Raw genomic sequence first — 16,380 nt, 5'->3', positions numbered from 1 at the left:
TCGTGCGAATCGGACACCGCCGCAATCACTCGATGGTTGAGCCGGGACCGAGCGCGAAGCGCGAGGACCCGAGTCGAAACCCAGCAAGACAACAACACCCACAACCAACCCCAGAAACTGGCCACCCCGACAACCCGGCCGACAGAGGTTTCGACACGTCTCGTCGCTCCGCTCCTCACCGGCTCAACCACCAACAGCCAACCACCACTCGATGGTTGACCCGGGACCGAGACGCCAGGCGGCGACGTCGTGCGAATCGGACACCGCCGCAATCACTCGATGGTTGAGCCGGGACCGAGCGCGAAGCGCGAGGACCCGAGTCGAAACCCAGCAAGACAACAACGCCCACAACCACTCTCGCACTCTTGATGGTTGAGCCAGGACCCGTGCTGCCGACCAGGACCGATCACACGTCGAACATCGCCGACACCTGTCCGGAGTCGATCCGGGCGACGAACTCGGCGTGGTCTTTGGCATTGAGCTTGGCGTAACGGGTCGCGAATCGTCCGATGGACCGATCGAATTCGTCGGTGTCGCCCAGGTACGCCGAGATCGCCAGCGGGTCGCCCGAGCGGGCGTGGCCGTAGGCCAGCACCCGGGCACACACCCGACCGTAGATCGCCAGTGCGCTCTCGTCGAACACCTCGACGACGAAGGAACCCTTGGCGTCGCGGAGCTGCCGGAGGTAGAAGTCACGATGGGTACCGTCGATTCCGGCACCGCCGTTCCACCCCAGGAAGATGTCGCTGACCGCCTGGGTCAGTTTCTGGCCGCGCACCACGCGCTCACCCTGGTTGTGATACTCGGGGCCGTCGAGATAGCGGTCGAGCACGGATTGCTGGGCTTCCTTCGCCTGAAGGATGAGTGGATCACCGGCGTTCTTGCCCTCGAGCAGGAGTACCCACGCCTGGGTACCCACGCTGCCCACGCCGACCACCTTGCGGGCCATCTTGACCACCCGAAACTTGTCCAACAGCACCTGATGGTGCGGCTCCATGGTGGAACGGAAGTCCACATACCGTGAGGCGATCTCGTCGTAGAAGATTCCTGCGACGTCGTCGCCGAGGAGCCTTTCCACCGGCACGATCAGCGGCGGCTGGTCGAGGAATCGGAGTTCACCGTCTTCCACCGTGGTCAGTTTGGACGTCGCCTGCAAGGAATCCCGTTGCCATGCCTTGGTGATGGTCTTGCGGACGGACTTGACCATCTTGGGGCTGAGCAGCGGGCCCAGCTGGTCGAGTGCCTCGGTCGGGATCGCATGCTGATACCAGCCCTTCAGGGTTCCCAGACCTGCCAGGTTCGCCATCGTCGACCGGTACTCGTCGGCACAGGCGCGGGCAATCTTCTTCGCAGCCTTGGGATCGAAGCCGTTGTGCCGGGCGGCGATGGCGAGGCTGGCGGCCAGTCTCTTCACATCCCATTCGAACGGTCCCGGATAGGTCTCGTCGAAATCGTTGACGTCGAAGGTCAATTGGCGTTCCGGCGTGGCATAGAGCCCGAAATTGCTCAGGTGCGCGTCACCGCAGAGTTGCACCTGTAGACCGGAATGCGGTGTGCGGGAGAGATCGACGGCCATGACGAGGGCGGCGCCGCGGTAGAACGTGAACGGGGTCTGCGCCATCCGCCCGTGCCGGATCGGAACGAGTTCGGGGACCCGTGTGGTGCTCTGCGAGAGCAGCAGGTCCACCGGGTCGCGCGCGGAGTCCTCGTCGAGGTCACCCAGCGACGACAACGGGAGGCGCTCGCGGGCCTGGCGACCCAGCGCCTCCCGTTCTTCGACGCTCCGATGTTCCCGAGGATTCTCGATCGTGGAAATCGGAGCGTTCATGTCGTTTCTCGCTGTTCTTGGTCGGTGTTCCACGCGGCAACGGCACAGATGCCGATGACCCCGAGAACGATCAGGATGATCGACCACCACGGGTAGTACGGAATCCACAGGAAGTTCAGGATCACCGAGATCGCCAGGACGACGATCGCCAGTACTCGGGCCCATGTGACGCCGAAGAAGAGCGCCAGGCCCACGACCGCGACGATCACGCCGACGACGATGTGGATCCAGCCCCAGGTGGTCAGAGTGAACTTGAAGACGTAGTCACCGGTGAACACCAGCAACGTGTCCTTGCGAACTGCCGAGATCCCCTGGAAGAACTGGAGGATTCCGGTGATCAGGAGAACGGCTGCCGCCACGGTCGACAATCCTGCTGCCCACAGCTGTCCGGTCGACGGCGACCCGTCGTCGATTCTTCCGCTCGTCGTCATTGTGCCTCCTCTTGCAGATACCGGTCTCGGACTGTTATCGGCGTGCTGCCATCACCAGAGGTGATGGCAGAAGTCACGAATCCGAGGTCGGACGGTCACTGGGAGAATCCTCATGTCGGTTGATCGTATGCCGCGAAAACACCAGATGAGCGACGTCCGGGCACGGTTTTCTCGCCGGCGCTCGCCCGATCAGGATGACAGAATGCGTTGTTTCTCCGCGGTGAATTCTTCATCGGTGAGAATTCCCTGGGACCGCAGATCCGCCAGCTGCTGCAACTGGGCGATGCGACTATCGGTCTGCTGCGGTGCGGCAGCCTGGGGGGCGGCCTGCTGGGCCGCCGCGTACTGCTGTGCCGCTGCCTGTTGCTGCGCTGCCTGTTGCTGCGCCGCGTACTGATCGGCCGCCTCGCGTTGCGTATCCTGCTGAGCCCATCGTCGGCCCTGGCGGCGCGACACCCTGTTCGACACCGAGGTCGCGGTGCCGGCGATCACGGCCGTCCGCGCCACGCCTCGTAGAAGTCCGGGCATTGTCTTGTCTCCTTCTCGACTTGGTACTGGTGATGTGCTCGCGATAAGCGGTTGGCGGGCTTCCGGCCCCGGCCGACCGTCTCCTGCCCGATCTAGCCTTCGTCGAGGATGTCCAGTGCGGCGACGACCTCGTCGACCGGTACCCGCCCGGCGGCGATCAGCTCGGCCCCGGTCCGGCGCAGCGACGACACGAGCGGTGCGGCCCACCGGTTCTCGTAGACGATCACGGCGGCGGCGTGGCCGGGTTCGAGGATTCCGCCGACCTCGGCGATGTCCTCGGCGTCGACCAGCCCGGTCGACGCCTCGGCGAACAGCGCGGCGTCGAGGCCGCCCTCGATCCCCAGGTCGGCCACATCGATCGCGATGACTGTGTCACCGTCGTGGCGGATGAAGGCCAGGTCGAGTACGCGGATGATGTCACGGTCGACGAGGTCGCGCAGATGTGCGAGACCGCTTCCGTCGAATCGGGCATCGGAGGGGAATTCGATGACGAGGTAGTCGATCGGTCCGATGTCGACTTCTGCGTCGGAGCTCGGGGGTCCGGAGGTCATGCCCCTCAGTCTGGCACCGACGGCACCGCCGTGACCTCATTCTCCGAGGATGAGAATGCGAGACTTCTCCGTGGTGGACGCGAACGGCGCCGATCGACTGACAGGGGTCGATCGGCGCCGTCACGGAAACGCCGACAGGGATCAGCGATGGGTGAAGTTCGGCTCCCGCTTCTCGACGAAGGCCGCCATGCCCTCGGTCTGATCGTCGGTGGCGAAGGTGGAGTAGAACAGCGCGCGCTCGGCACGCACTCCCTCGACGAGGCTCGACTCGAAGGCGCGGTTGACCGCGTCCTTGGCCAATGCGGTGGCGATCGCCGATTTGGCGGCGATCACCGCGGCCACCTCGAGTGCGGTCTCCAGGCACTTCTCGGTGGGCACCACGCGCGAGACCAGACCGGCACGTTCGGCCTCGTCGACCTTCATCTGACGGCCCGTGAGGACCATGTCCATCGCCTTGGCCTTGCCCACCGCGCGGGTCAGACGCTGCGATCCGCCGATGCCGGGGATCACGCCGAGGTTGATCTCGGGCTGGCCGAAGCGCGCGTTCTCACCGGCGATGATGGTGTCGCACAGCATCGCCAGCTCACAACCACCGCCGAGGGCGTAGCCGGTGACGGCGGCGACGATCGGGGTGCGCAGCCGCGACAGCTCGTCCCACGCACCGAAGAACTGCTGGCTGACGACGTCGGCGTAGGTCTTCGATGACATCTCCTTGATGTCGGCACCTGCCGCGAAGGCCTTCTCCGAGCCCGTGATCACGATGGCACCGATACCCGGGTCGTTGTCGAATTCGGTCGCGGCGGCGACGACCTCGGCCATCAGCTCGCTGTTGAGCGCATTGAGGGCCTTGGGTCGGTGCAGCGTGATCAGGCCGACGCGGTCGCGGCGCTCGACGAGGATCGTGGTGGGCTCAGACATTCGAGATCTCCTGGGGGTCGGGGCTGTCGAGTCGGTCGGCGTCGGCCAGTTCGACGTCGTCGGGCAACGGTGCGAAGTAGTCGTCGATCGTCGCCGAGGTGATGTCGGCGACGGGCTGCCACTGTGGGTTGCGGTCCTTGTCGATCACCTGGGCACGGATTCCCTCGGCCATGTCGGGGTGCAGCAAGGATCGCAGCGACACCCGGTACTCACGGCGCAGGGATTCCGCCAATGCCGGCGTGGCCGCCGCCTCGCGCAGGGAACGCAGCGTGACCCGCAGGGCCAGTGGGCTTTTCGACTCGATCTTGTCGGCGGTCCTGGTGGCGTTCTCGGTACCGACGGCGCGGCAGTTCGCGATGATCCCGGCGACGTCATCGCCGGCAAACGCCCCGGCGATCCATTCGCCGTCGGCGTGCAGGGGCGCGGCGGGCGGTTCCACGGAGAACTCGGCGAGCACGTCGCCGACCGGCCGGGTGGCCAGCGCGTCGACGAGCGCGTCGAGCTTGTCCGCCGGGACGTAATGGTCGGCGATGCCGAGTGCCACCGCATCGGCGCCGTTGGCGGGGGCGGTGGTCAGCGCCATGTAGGTGCCCAGCTGGTCGGGCACGCGGGCGAGCAGGTGGGTGCCCCCGACGTCGGGCACGAAGCCGATGCCCACCTCCGGCATGGCCAGACGGGTGCGGTCGGTGACGACGCGGGTGTTGCCGTGTGCCGAGATCCCGACGCCGCCGCCCATGACGATGCCGTCCATCAGGGCGACGTAAGGCTTGGGGTAGCGGGAGATGTAGTGGTTGAGACGGTACTCGTCGCGCCAGAAGCGGCCCGACGGACTGTCGGCGGCGGCGTGGTCGGCGCGCTCACCGCGGGCCCCCGTCGCCGACAGTTCCTTGGCGTCGCGGTGGATGGCGACGATGTCACCACCGGCGCACAGCCCGCGTTCGCCGGCGCCGCGCACCACCACGGTGGCGACCGCGTCATCGGTCTCCCACTGGCGCAGGGTGCGTTCCATGGCGAGTGCCATCTCGTGATCGAGGGCATTGATCGATGTGGGGCGATTGAGCTCGATCACCCCGACGTGCCCGTTGCGGTAGGTCTTGATCGACGGTTCGTCGACCGACGCCTCACTGTTCGGCGACCCGGCCATCGACTTCCTCCTGAGGTGGACGTTGGAATCCCATTTAGTTGGATATCCTAGTTTTGACCGGAACACAACCCTCGACCCGTGTCACGGGCACCTCGGCGTCCTCATCGGGCCTGGATCGTCGCAGCGACCTGCTGCAGGTGTTCTTCGATGGTCGTGATGGCACGGCGGGCTCGGGGCCGGGTGAGTGCCTCGTAGACACGCGCCGCGCGCACCCCGGCCAGCTCCAGCCGATGCACCCCCGGATGCCGTACCGCATACCGCGGCATCAGCGCTATGCCGTGGCCGCCGGCCACGAGGGCCTCGATGGTGGTGAAGTCCAGCATCCGTTGCGTCACCCGCGGAGCCACCCCGGTGAACGCCGAGATCGACTGCAGCACATCGTCAACCGGGAAGCCTCCCTCCACGCTGATCCAATCCCGGTCGGCCAGATCGGTGACGGGCACACGGTCGGTGCCGGCCAGGTCCGAATCGGCTGCGACGATCACGTCGACCGGTTCCCGCATCAGCTCGGTCACCTGGACGCGCGGCTGCGACACCGACGCGGTGCGCTCGTCGCGATGGGTGACGACGATGTCGAAATCGGCCAGACCCGGTGCCGCATTGCTGTATTCGACGTCGAGATGGAATGCCTGTACGTCGATGCCGGATGCCGCCGCACGGTCGAGGACCTCGGGCAGCAGCAGCGTCGAGCCCGACGGGAACATGGCCAGCCGCACCATCGCCTGGCCCGAGCGATAGGACGCCATCTCCTCCTGGGCGCGCTCGACGGCGGCGATCACCTCGTCGGCGCGCAGCACCAGCGCACTGCCCGCGGCGGTGAGCCGGATTCCACGGCCGTCCGGTTCGAGGAGCGCGACGCCGGCCTCCTCGGCGAGGACCTTGAGCTGCTGCGACACCGCCGACGGCGTCATGTGCAGCGCATCGGCGACCGCCCCGATCGAGCTGCGGTCGGCGAATTCGCGCAACAACCGCAGACGCCGCACCTCCATTCGGCCGATCCTACTGGGATATCCGGGACCGTCGGTGACGCTCCGGAACGTCGGTGGCGCGTGCGATCATCGGATCCATGCGCAGCCGACATGTCAGCCAGGTGATCGCCGCGCCCGTGGCCCGGGTCTACGAGTTCGCCGCCGACCCCGACAACCTGCCGCGATGGGCCGCCGGACTCGCCCGCTCCACCCTCACCCGTCGCGGCGACCTGCTGGTCGCGGAGTCCCCGATGGGCGAGGTGACGGTGAGATTCGTCGACCGCAACGACCTCGGCGTCCTCGACCACGACGTGACACTCCCGAACGGTGTCACAGTCACCAATCCGGTCCGCGTGCTCGCCCATCCGGACGGTGCCGAGGTGGTGTTCACCCTCCGACAACTCGACATGTCCGACGACCAGTTCGAGCGGGATGCCGAGATGGTCGCAGCCGATCTGGCCAGGTTGCGCGACCTCACCGAACACCACGCCTGACGCCGGCCGGACCAGGTGCCACCTCCGGGACCCGGTGCGCGGCAACCACCGTGCACGTCAGCGCGGCACGTAGCGGAGGTAGGCGACGCCGTCGTCGAAGGTCCGGTGTTCGACGAGGCGCAGGTCCAGGCGGATGCCGTCGGGTAGTGCGCGCAGACCACCACCCACCAGCACCGGGACCACATAGAACCGGAAGTCGGTGACCAGCCCCGCACGAATCGCGGCGGCCGCGACGGTGGGCCCGAATATCTCGACCAATCCGGTTGCTGCGCCGACGATCTCGCGGAGTTCATCCAGCCCGAGGTCGGCGACCAGCCGGTCGTGATCGGAACCGAGATCGGCGTGGGTGAGGGTCGACGACGCCACCACCTTGTCGATGTCGCGCCACCGTCTCGCGAACTCCTTCTCGGGCCCGGTCCAGCCCTCGTCCGGTTCGGTCTCCCAATACCGCATCAGCGCATAGGTGTTGCGCCCCAGCACTTCCGTCGACACCTCCGCCATCCGGTCGACGTGACTGGCGAAGACGTCCTCACTCGGGACGTACCACCCGAAATCACCGTCGGCGTCGGCGAGGTATCCGTCGAGCGATATCGAACCCCCGTAACACAGCGTTCCCATCTCGGCAGACCTCCTGGGATCGGTGTCGCATGCGTGCGTGTCCGATCCCCAGTGTCGGCCACCGGGTTCGCCCGCGGGCCCGATTCGACGACCCGCCCGACATCTCGTGCCGCGGCGACACGTGATGCGTGACCTCAGGCAGGCTCACGCATCACGCCGACATGCCGGACCGTTCCGGACAATCCGGGCAGCACTGTCACCGGCGACCAGGTGCGCATACCGTCGGTGCTGTCGGAGTAGACGTACTTTCCGGTGGTGTAGGCGTCGAGGTAGATCCGCCAGGCGCCGTCGGGCAGTCGGGTGACCGCCGGACCCTCGACATAATTGCCCCAATTGCCGGGTGTGACAAAGTGATACGGACCGATCAACGACGACGCGACCGCATGCTGGACGAGCTTCTTGGTCTCGTTCTTGGTGAAGGCGTGGTACGTCGACCCCACCTTCACGATGGTGGTGTCGATGTGATCGGCCCCGATCCCGGCGATCGGCACCGGAAAGCTCCACAGCCGCAGGGACGGGTCGAGTGCGGTCATCAGATACGGGACGAATCCCCCGCCGGTCGACATCGACAGGATGATGTGGACACGTCCACCCTCGACGAACCATTCCGGCGCCCACGCCTTGGTGGTGAAGGGTGACAACGACGGCCCGTCGCTGGAGCCCGCCGATCCCGATGATCCCGGTCCGCTCGACGATCCGAGCCCTCGGCCGTCGCCGGTGCCGGGCAGGAAGGCACAGCAGAGCGGGACCGGCCAGTTCGGCAACTGGGTCCACCCGATGCGGTCCCGACTGCGCGCGAAGCCGATGTTCGCACCGTCGGCGGTGGTGTAGGTGACGTAGTAGTACCCGTCGGTGTGCCGGAAGATGCTCGGGTCACGCACGAGGCCGGATGCAGGCCGATACGCCGCCTTCTGGAGCAGGTCGAAGTTCGTGGCATCCGACGACTGGTAGACGTCCATGGCGCGGTCCGTGGTGTTGCTGAAACCGACCAGCGTGTATCGCCATGAGGGGCTCGGTGCGGCACCGGCGACCGCGGGCGAGACCACAACCCCGGCCACGATCATCATGACCACCGCGACCGCGGACAGGACGGATCGCTTCGTCAGCATCACGAGTGCAGCATCGGCGAGAACCACCAGCAACAACAACACCTGAGTGCACAGTGGTGCCCAATCGTGACCTGCGGCGACGCCGGTCGACCCTGCCGCACGGCGTCGGCGACCCGCCGGTTACGCGCGGATCGCCGACGGTGCGAGCCGGGCCCTCGGACGCTAGCGCCAGCCGAGCGCCGGGGCCACGTGGGTGAGGATCGACTCGATGACGTGCGCGTTGTACTCGACGCCGAGCTGGTTGGGCACCGTGAGCAGCAGGGTGTCCGCCGCGGCGATGGCCTCGTCCTCGCGGAGTTGCTCGATGAGCTTGTCCGGCTCGTCGGCGTAGGACTTGCCGAACCGGGCGATCCCGCCGTCGATGTGGCCGACCTGGTCGGTGCCGTTGCGCTCCCTACCGAAGTAGGCGCGATCCATGTCATCGACCAGCGCGAAGATGCTGCGGCTCACCGAGACCCGGGGCTCCCACTCGTGGCCGGCCAGCTTCCACGCGTCGCGGAAGCGTTCGATCTGCTCGGCCTGCAGCTGGTGGAACGGCACACCGGTGTCCTCGGTCAGCAGCGTCGAGGACATGAGGTTCATACCCTGCTCCGCCGTCCACTCGGCAGTGGCGCGGCTGCCCGCACCCCACCAGATGCGCTCCCGCAGTCCCTCGGAATGCGGCTCCAGGCGTAGCAGTCCCGGTGGGTTGGGGAACATCGGCTGCGGGTTCGGCCGGGCGAAGCCCTGCCCCTTGAGCAGCTCCAGGGTCAGTTCGGTGTGCCTGCGCGCCATGTCGGCGTCGGTCTCACCCTCGGCGGGTGCGAACCCGAAGTACCGCCAGCCGTCGATGACCTGCTCGGGGGACCCCCGCGAGATCCCGAGCTGCAACCGGCCGTCCGAGATCAGGTCGGCGGCCCCGGCGTCCTCGACGAACCCGAACGGGTTGACGTAACGCATGTCGATGACGCCGGTACCGATCTCGATGGTCGAGGTGCGGGCACCGACCGCGGCCAGCAGCGGGAAGGGCGAGCCCAGCTGCTGCGCGAAGTGGTGCACGCGGAAGTAGGCGCCGTCGGCACCCAGCTCCTCTGCGGCCACGGCGAGGTCGATCGACTGGTGCAGGACATCGGCCGCCGTCCGTGCCTGCGAGCCGCGCCCGTCCGACCAGTGACCGAACGAGAGGAATCCGATCTTCTTACTCATACCGAAGGTAACCGGACCATGGTCCGATTCTATTCCCGCTCCGGCAGGTGCCCCCGTCGGCGGTCCGGCTCCGACCGGCCGGCGACTCGCGATGGCCGCACATCATCCATCTCGGATGATGTGCGGCGGCCGGGCACCCGGGATGGTGGGGTTGTCGACAAGGGCGACGATGCGCTCGCCGAGGGTTCGGGCGCGAACAGAGAGGCCACTCATGAACGCGGTCATCGGCGACATCCTGCCCCTGGCGGTCGGCGTGGCGGTCTCCCCCGTACCACTGATCGCGGTCATCCTCATGATGCTGGGCACACGGGCCCGTTCGACCAGCGTCGGATTCGGCGTCGGCTGGGTGGCGGGCATCCTGGTCGCGACGGTGATCTTCATCGTCGTCGGCGGTGCGATCTCGACGGGCGACGAACCGTCGTCGACGACGGGCTGGATCAAACTGGTGCTCGGCGTCGTGCTGCTCGCCGACGGCATGCGGCAGTGGCGAGCCCGCGACGCCGACGCCGGCACACCCGCATGGATGAAGGCCATCGACGACATGAAGGCGCCGGCGGCCGCAGGCATCGGATTCGCCCTCGCGGCGATCAACCCGAAGAACCTCATGATGTGCATCGGCGCCGGAATTGCCATCGGCGCAGCCGATCTCGACACCGGGCCGCTCATCGGGACCATCGCGATCTTCGTGATCCTCGCCGCGAGCACCGTCCTGGTCCCGGTGGTCGCCTACCTCGCCGCGGCCGACCGCCTGCGCGATCGGTTGACTCGGCTCAAGGCATGGCTCGAGGCCAACAACAAGACGGTGATGGCGGTCCTGATCCTCGTGATCGGTGCGGTCCTGATCGGCAAGGGCCTCGGCGGGATCTAGATCCGGTCGGCACCCCACCCGCCCCGCGGCTCACGCCTCATCGGATGAGATCTGTCCGCCTGAGCATCACCCGACACCCAGCGCGCGGTCCGAGATGGTGGTCAGCACCTCGACGGGTTGTCTCTCGACATAGTCCTTGAGCTGGTGACGTAGTCCTTGGGCTGGTGTGGTCGGCCATCCGGCAGCCGATTTCCCAGATGCAATGTCAGCAGTGGTGGACAGACTTGCCGCCGGAGCGACCACGACACTCGGAGCGACCGCGACACTCGGAGCGACGAAGACAGCGGTCAACGCCGCGTCGATCCGTGATCCTCCCCATACACGGCCGCCGATCGGTTCCATTTGCCCTGCTCCGCCACCTGCCCCTTTTCATCACTGTGTAGCAATTCTGATCAGTTCATGCAGTTAATTTCGATTGTGCTTCATCGACCGGATCGCGACGATGGATGCCATGACCACTCGCGATCGCTGCCTCGGACTCACCGTCGTCGTGCTGTGGGGACTGAACTTCATCGCGATCCACGTCGGTCTCGAGCACTTTCCCCCATTCCTGTTCGCGTCGTTGCGGTTTGCCGTGATGGCCGTGCCGGTGATCGCGTTCGTCCGCTTCCCGCGGGTTCGGATGCGCTGGTTCCTGTTGTACGCCTTGGGTTTCGGATTCGGCCAGTTCGCCCTACTGTTCCTCGCCATGGATCTCGGTATGCCGACCGGCCTGGCATCGCTGGTGTTGCAGACCTCGGCGCCGTTCACCGTCCTGCTGGGTGTGGTCTTCCTACGTGAACGCGTCGTTCCCGCACAGCTTCTCGGCATCCTTGCCGCGGTCGTCGGCATCGTCGTGATCGGCCTCGACCGCGCGGGCCACAGTGATGTCGGCATCGGCGGAGTCGTCGTTCCGATCGTGCTGACCGTGCTCGCCGGCCTGTCCTGGGCCGTCGGCAACATCGGCAGCCGCCGTGCGCTCACCGAAGGAACTCCCGGCAAACCCCGTGGGCTGATGGATGATTCGCTGCGCCTGACGCTGTGGCTGTCGGTGGTGCCGCCCATCCCGCTGCTGGCGATGAGCCTGCTGATCGACGGCCCGGCGGCCGACCTGGAGTCGTTGACCACGCTCGGCACGTCGTCGGGTCTGACCGCACTCGCCGGTCTGGCCTATGTCGTCCTGCTCGGCACGGTCGTCGGTGCGGGACTCTGGTCGGGACTGATGAAGCGTTACCCCGCCAGCCGCGTCGCCCCGATGTCACTGCTGGTGCCCATCGTCGGGATCAGTGCCTCATGGGCATTGCTGGGTGAGCAGCCGACGTGGGTCGAGATCGGCGGAGCTGCACTCGTGATCGTCGGTTGCGCTGTCGGGGTGCTGGCCGCACCGCGATCACGCCCGGCCGTACCCGGTGAACGAGATGCAATGCCCGGTGACCGTGTCCCGGCGCCCGGTCAACGCGAAGATGCGCCCGGTCAACGCGAAGATGCGCCCGGTCAACACGAAGGCGTGCCCGGTCACCGCGGCGAGGCGGCCGAGGCCCCTGTTCCGGCGCCGGGCGATCCCGTGCCGGCGCCCGGTCACCGGACCGTGGCACCAGACGCCGCTCCCGCTCGACGGATGTCAGCCCAGCGCGTCGACAACGGCCTGGTGCATACGTGACACGGCCCGGCGTGGGGTGGGACCGGTCGCGACCATGTTGACGAAGCCGTGGATCAGCCCACCCTCCCGCTGCAGGGTGGTGGGCACCCCGGCGCGCTCGAGGGCCGCAGCGTAGTCGAGTCCCTCGTCGCGCAGCGGATCGAACCCGGCGACGACGACGTGCGCCCGTGGCAGGCCCGAGAGGTCGGCGGCGAACAGCGGTGACAGGCGTGGGTCGGTGTGGTCGATGTCGGCGGGCACATAGTGGTCGGTGAACCAGTCGATCCGCTCGGCGGTCAGGAAGTGCCCGGTGGCGAACTCGTCCCGGGAGCCCCCCTTCCGGTCGAGGTCGGTCATCGGATAGATCAGCAGCTGCAGCACCGGGGTGATGTCCTCGCCCCGCACCTGCTGGGACACCACAGCGGCCAGGTTGCCCCCGGCACTGTCGCCGGCCACCACGATGCGCCGCGGGTCGAGTCCCCAGCGGGGGGCCGCGCCGACGGCGAACCGCCAGGCTGCGAGAGCATCGTCGACGCCTGCGGGAAACGGATGTTCGGGGGCCAGTCGATACTCCACCGACAGCACGTCGACACCGGTGTCGAGGGCCAGGCGACGGGCATAGGAATCGTGGCTGGCGCGGCTGCCCAGGGCGAATCCGCCACCGTGGAAGAACAGGACCAGGCCGATCGAGGTGGTCTCCGCCCGGTAGCGGGTGGCTCCGATCGGGCCCTCGGGACCGTCGATGAGCAGATCCTCCACCACCGACAGTTCGGGTGTCTTCTCCGCGACCAGCGCGGTGTTGACCTCGAGATTTCGGCGGGCCTTGGGCACCGTCGCCCCGCTCATGTCCCCGCCGGGCATCAGTGCGGTCGACACGCAGGCCAACCACGCCTCGGGAGCCAGGTGCTCTCCGTCGCCGTTGACCGGACACCATCGCGACACGGCGGACGCCAGACCGGCAGGCAGTTTCCCGGTCAGACGGACGACGGCACGTGCCGGACGAAGTGGAAGCGGAAGTGTGGACTGTGTGGCCTTGGTCACGCCTGGTGAGACTACGCCGTCCGCACCCGAGCGCACCGCCTCGGGCCCTGTGCCAGACTCGACGGCATGTCTGTTCCCCTGCGCACCTCGCTGGCCCTGGCCGCCGCGGCGACCGCCCGTTGGGCATCCCGCACCGCCGGCCGCGGCAAGGGGTCGATGATCGGTGGCCTCGTCGCCGAGAAGATCGATCCGCAGATCATGTCCCGGCTGGCCGCAGGCAAGCGCACCGCACTGGTCACCGGCACCAACGGCAAGTCCACCACCACCCGGATGACCGCCGCCGCGCTCGCCGAACTCGGTGAGGTGGCCACCCAGGCCGACGGCGCCAACATGGACGCCGGCATCATCGCCACGCTCAGCCTGCAGCGGTCGGCGCCGATCACTGCACTCGAGGTGGACGAACTGCACGTCCCGCACGTCTCCGATGCGACCTCCCCCGAGGTCCTGGTGATGCTGAACCTCTCCCGCGACCAGCTCGACCGGGTCGGTGAGATCAACATGATCGAACGTCGGCTACGCGAGGGCATCGTCCGACATCCGGACACCACGATCGTCGCCAACTGCGACGACGTGCTGGTGACCTCGGCAGCGTTCGACGCGCCGACGGTGATCTGGGTGGCCGCGGGTGCCGGCTGGGTGGGTGACTCGGTGAGCTGCCCGCGCACCGGTGAGCCGATCGTCCGCACCGCCGACGGCTGGTACAGCACCGGCGACGAGGACTTCCGGCGTCCCGCCCCGGACTGGTGGTTCGACGACGAGAACATCTACGGTCCCGACGGCTTCGTCGCCCCGATGCAGCTGGCCGTGCCCGGCCGCGCCAACCGTGGAAACGCCACCCAGGCGGTCGCCGCCGCGGTCGCGATGGGCGCCGATCCGGGCAAGGCCACCGCCGCGGTACAGACCGTCGGCGAGGTCGCCGGCCGGTACGGCGTCACGCAGATCGGTCAGCACTCGGTGCGCACCCTCCTGGCGAAGAACCCGGCGGGCTGGCAGGAAGCGCTGTCGATGATTGACCAGGACGCCGACGGCCTGGTCATCGCGGTCAACGGGCAGGTCCCCGACGGCGAGGACCTGTCGTGGCTGTGGGATGTGCGGTTCGAGGCGTTCGAGACCATGCAGGTGGTGGCCGCCGGGGAGCGGGCCGCGGATCTGTCGGTCCGGCTGCTCTATGCCGGTGCCGAACACACCACCATCCCCGACCCGATCAAGGCCATCGCGTCGTGCCCGCCGGGGCGGGTGGAGGTGCTGGCCAACTACACCGCGTTCCGGGACCTCGGGGTGGCGCTGGAACGAGCACGGGAGGCACGACAGTGAGTGAATCGACCCTACGGATCGGCCTCGTCCTGCCCGACGTGATGGGCACCTACGGTGACGGCGGCAACGCCCTGATCCTGCGGCAGCGCGCGCGGATGCGCGGCATCGACGCCGAGATCGTGCAGATCACCCTCGACGACGAGGTGCCCGACTCACTCGACGTCTACACGCTCGGCGGCGCCGAGGACTACGCCCAGCGACTGGCCACCCGGCACCTCACCCGATACCCGGGTCTGCAGCGGGCCGCCGCCGCAGGCCGTCCGGTACTGGCGATCTGTGCGGCGATCCAGGTGCTCGGCCACTGGTACGAGACCTCGGCCGGGGAGCGGGTCGACGGGATCTCACTGTTCGACCTGACCACCTCCCCGCAGGCCACCCGCAGCATCGGAGAACTCGTCACCGCACCGGTGATGCGCGGTCTGACCCAACCGCTGAGCGGCTTCGAAAACCACCGCGGCGGTTCGAAACTCGGTGGCGACGCGGCCCCACTGGCCCGGGTGCGGCACGGCGTCGGCAACGGCGTGGGTGACGGCACCGAGGGTGTGGTGCAGGGCTCCGTGATCGGCACGTACATGCACGGACCGGCACTGGCCCGCAATCCGGAACTAGCCGATCTTCTCCTCGCCCGGGCCCTCGGGACGGATTCGCTTGCGCCGCTCGATCTCCCACAGGTAGACCGGTTGCGCGCCGAGCGTCTCGCCGCCGGCCGACGCGGCTGATCGGTCCCCCGCGCCGGTCTTGCGGTGCCAGAACCGCTCCGGCCGGAAGCGCGCACACCCGGCCTTGCCGCACTCCGCACAGTCCGACCCCGGCCGGTAGTGCTCGTGTGACGACCGCGGATGACCGCAGCGGCAGGTCTTCCCGCGTCCCGATCCCATGGGCACCACGGTACCCGCGCAGATCGGCGCCGAGCCCGCATTCCCACAGGCGACACCGGCAACGAGGGTTCACACCGTCGACAGCCCGGCCGCTCCTGCGGCGTCGCGGATCACCGCGCGCAACATCTCCGGGGTGAGCCGCCCGGTGAAGGTGTTGTGCTGGCTGACGTGATAGCTGCCGAAGACGGTGAGTTCCTCGGCGCCTTGCGATCCGTCGACAGTCGACGGCGCCCCGGTACCGCCGTCGGAATGCGGGCGACGGATGACCGTGCGCGCGCCGTGCCCGAATGTCGGCCGGGGCCGGTCCACTTCCCAGCCCATCGCCGCGAACCCGGTCAGCGCGCTGCGCCAGCCGAACGCCCCGAGCACCAGTACCGACCGCAATGTCGGTGCGAGCAAGGCGAGTTCGGCCTCGAACCAGCTCGCGCACCGATCCCGTTCGACCGGTGTGGGTTTGTTCTGCGGCGGGGCGCATCGCACCGGCGCGGTCATCCTCACCCCGTACAGTTCCATCCCGTCATCGGCCGACACCGCCGTCGGACGGCTGGCCAGTCCGACGTCATGAAGAGCCTTGAACAGCACGTCGCCACTCTGGTCACCGGTGAACATCCGGCCGGTGCGGTTGGCGCCGTGCGCGGCGGGGGCCAGCCCGAGGATCACCATGCGCGCGTGCTCGTCCCCGAATCCGGGGACCGGTAGGCCCCAATACTCCTGGTCGGCGAAGGCCGCGCGCTTCTCCCGTGCCACCTGCTCACGCCAGGCGACCAGGCGCGGGCAGGCCCGGCACCCGATCAGCTCGGCGTCGAGTGCGGCGATGCTGGGATAGGCTGCCACCCTTCGACGTTAACCCCGCCGCATCGGCCCAGCACAACGAATCACCGCCGGCC

18 protein-coding genes are annotated in these 16,380 nt (G+C 67.8%); 5 read left to right on the top strand and 13 right to left on the bottom strand.

Annotated features, from left to right (window positions below; genetic code table 11):
- Positions 1 to 406 precede the first annotated feature (406 nt).
- The 7 genes from ACWDUA_RS11900 to ACWDUA_RS11870 form a co-directional block, all read right to left on the bottom strand.
- Positions 407 to 1,828, bottom strand: a complete 1,422-nt coding sequence (locus ACWDUA_RS11900; protein ID WP_449751209.1) for a DUF2252 domain-containing protein — start codon at positions 1,826 to 1,828, stop codon at positions 407 to 409.
- Entirely contained in the window at positions 1,825 to 2,259 is a 435-nt protein-coding gene (locus ACWDUA_RS11895) for a DUF7144 family membrane protein (RefSeq protein ID WP_449751208.1), read from the bottom strand. The genes ACWDUA_RS11900 and ACWDUA_RS11895 overlap by 4 nt, the downstream gene beginning before the upstream one ends.
- Positions 2,260 to 2,448: 189 nt before the next feature.
- A complete protein-coding gene (locus ACWDUA_RS11890; RefSeq protein ID WP_449751207.1) occupies positions 2,449 to 2,787 on the bottom strand; it encodes an SHOCT domain-containing protein in 339 nt (112 codons plus the stop codon).
- A 92-nt stretch (positions 2,788 to 2,879) separates the two neighbouring features.
- Complete coding sequence (locus ACWDUA_RS11885; protein ID WP_449751206.1) at positions 2,880 to 3,338, bottom strand: DUF6325 family protein; 459 nt, start codon at positions 3,336 to 3,338, stop codon at positions 2,880 to 2,882.
- A 141-nt stretch (positions 3,339 to 3,479) separates the two neighbouring features.
- Complete coding sequence (locus tag ACWDUA_RS11880; protein WP_449751205.1) at positions 3,480 to 4,256, bottom strand: enoyl-CoA hydratase; 777 nt, start codon at positions 4,254 to 4,256, stop codon at positions 3,480 to 3,482.
- Positions 4,249 to 5,400, bottom strand: a complete 1,152-nt coding sequence (locus ACWDUA_RS11875; protein ID WP_449751204.1) for an enoyl-CoA hydratase/isomerase family protein — start codon at positions 5,398 to 5,400, stop codon at positions 4,249 to 4,251. Before ACWDUA_RS11875 ends, ACWDUA_RS11880 begins: the two co-directional genes overlap by 8 nt.
- Positions 5,401 to 5,501: 101 nt before the next feature.
- Positions 5,502 to 6,389: a LysR family transcriptional regulator gene (locus tag ACWDUA_RS11870; protein ID WP_449751203.1), complete on the bottom strand. Its 888-nt coding sequence runs from the start codon at positions 6,387 to 6,389 to the stop codon at positions 5,502 to 5,504.
- 77 nt (positions 6,390 to 6,466) lie between these two features.
- Here ACWDUA_RS11870 and ACWDUA_RS11865 point away from each other — a divergent pair, with 77 nt between their 5' ends.
- A complete protein-coding gene (locus ACWDUA_RS11865) occupies positions 6,467 to 6,862 on the top strand; it encodes an SRPBCC family protein (protein WP_449751202.1) in 396 nt (131 codons plus the stop codon).
- 57 nt (positions 6,863 to 6,919) lie between these two features.
- Here the strand turns inward: ACWDUA_RS11865 and ACWDUA_RS11860 are convergent, their stop codons facing one another.
- From ACWDUA_RS11860 to ACWDUA_RS11845, 4 genes are all read right to left on the bottom strand, one after another.
- Positions 6,920 to 7,480: a dihydrofolate reductase family protein gene (locus ACWDUA_RS11860; protein WP_449751201.1), complete on the bottom strand. Its 561-nt coding sequence runs from the start codon at positions 7,478 to 7,480 to the stop codon at positions 6,920 to 6,922.
- 134 nt (positions 7,481 to 7,614) lie between these two features.
- Positions 7,615 to 8,589 carry an arabinofuranosidase gene (locus tag ACWDUA_RS11855; RefSeq protein ID WP_449751254.1) on the bottom strand — a complete coding sequence of 325 codons (975 nt, stop codon included), beginning with the start codon at positions 8,587 to 8,589 and terminating at the stop codon, positions 7,615 to 7,617.
- 162 nt (positions 8,590 to 8,751) lie between these two features.
- Positions 8,752 to 9,774, bottom strand: coding sequence for an LLM class flavin-dependent oxidoreductase (locus tag ACWDUA_RS11850; protein WP_449751200.1), 1,023 nt, complete (start codon positions 9,772 to 9,774; stop codon positions 8,752 to 8,754).
- Positions 9,775 to 9,876: 102 nt separating this feature from the next.
- On the bottom strand, positions 9,877 to 9,999 hold the full coding sequence (locus ACWDUA_RS11845) for a hypothetical protein (RefSeq protein ID WP_449751199.1): 123 nt from the start codon (positions 9,997 to 9,999) through the stop codon (positions 9,877 to 9,879).
- Between ACWDUA_RS11845 and ACWDUA_RS11840 the strand changes: the two genes are divergently transcribed.
- Both ACWDUA_RS11840 and ACWDUA_RS11835 read left to right on the top strand, forming a co-directional pair.
- A complete protein-coding gene (locus ACWDUA_RS11840; protein WP_449751198.1) occupies positions 9,986 to 10,642 on the top strand; it encodes a GAP family protein in 657 nt (218 codons plus the stop codon). The two genes, ACWDUA_RS11845 and ACWDUA_RS11840, sit on opposite strands and share 14 nt — an antisense overlap.
- A gap of 451 nt (positions 10,643 to 11,093) precedes the next feature.
- Positions 11,094 to 12,281: an EamA family transporter gene (locus tag ACWDUA_RS11835; protein WP_449751197.1), complete on the top strand. Its 1,188-nt coding sequence runs from the start codon at positions 11,094 to 11,096 to the stop codon at positions 12,279 to 12,281.
- Here ACWDUA_RS11835 and ACWDUA_RS11830 read toward each other — a convergent pair.
- Positions 12,243 to 13,301 (bottom strand): alpha/beta hydrolase, encoded by a 1,059-nt coding sequence (locus ACWDUA_RS11830; protein WP_449751196.1) that lies wholly within the window; start codon positions 13,299 to 13,301, stop codon positions 12,243 to 12,245. The two genes, ACWDUA_RS11835 and ACWDUA_RS11830, sit on opposite strands and share 39 nt — an antisense overlap.
- Before the next feature lie 66 nt (positions 13,302 to 13,367).
- Between ACWDUA_RS11830 and ACWDUA_RS11825 the strand changes: the two genes are divergently transcribed.
- Entirely contained in the window at positions 13,368 to 14,615 is a 1,248-nt protein-coding gene (locus ACWDUA_RS11825) for a MurT ligase domain-containing protein (protein WP_449751195.1), read from the top strand.
- Positions 14,612 to 15,334, top strand: a complete 723-nt coding sequence (locus tag ACWDUA_RS11820; protein WP_449751194.1) for a type 1 glutamine amidotransferase — start codon at positions 14,612 to 14,614, stop codon at positions 15,332 to 15,334. Before ACWDUA_RS11825 ends, ACWDUA_RS11820 begins: the two co-directional genes overlap by 4 nt.
- Before the next feature lie 228 nt (positions 15,335 to 15,562).
- Here the strand turns inward: ACWDUA_RS11820 and ACWDUA_RS11815 are convergent, their stop codons facing one another.
- Complete coding sequence (locus ACWDUA_RS11815) at positions 15,563 to 16,327, bottom strand: uracil-DNA glycosylase (RefSeq protein ID WP_449751193.1); 765 nt, start codon at positions 16,325 to 16,327, stop codon at positions 15,563 to 15,565.
- Positions 16,328 to 16,380 lie beyond the last annotated feature (53 nt).

Source organism: Gordonia sp. NPDC003376, from assembly GCF_053589235.1.
This window is presented reverse-complemented; position numbering and strand designations above follow the sequence as displayed.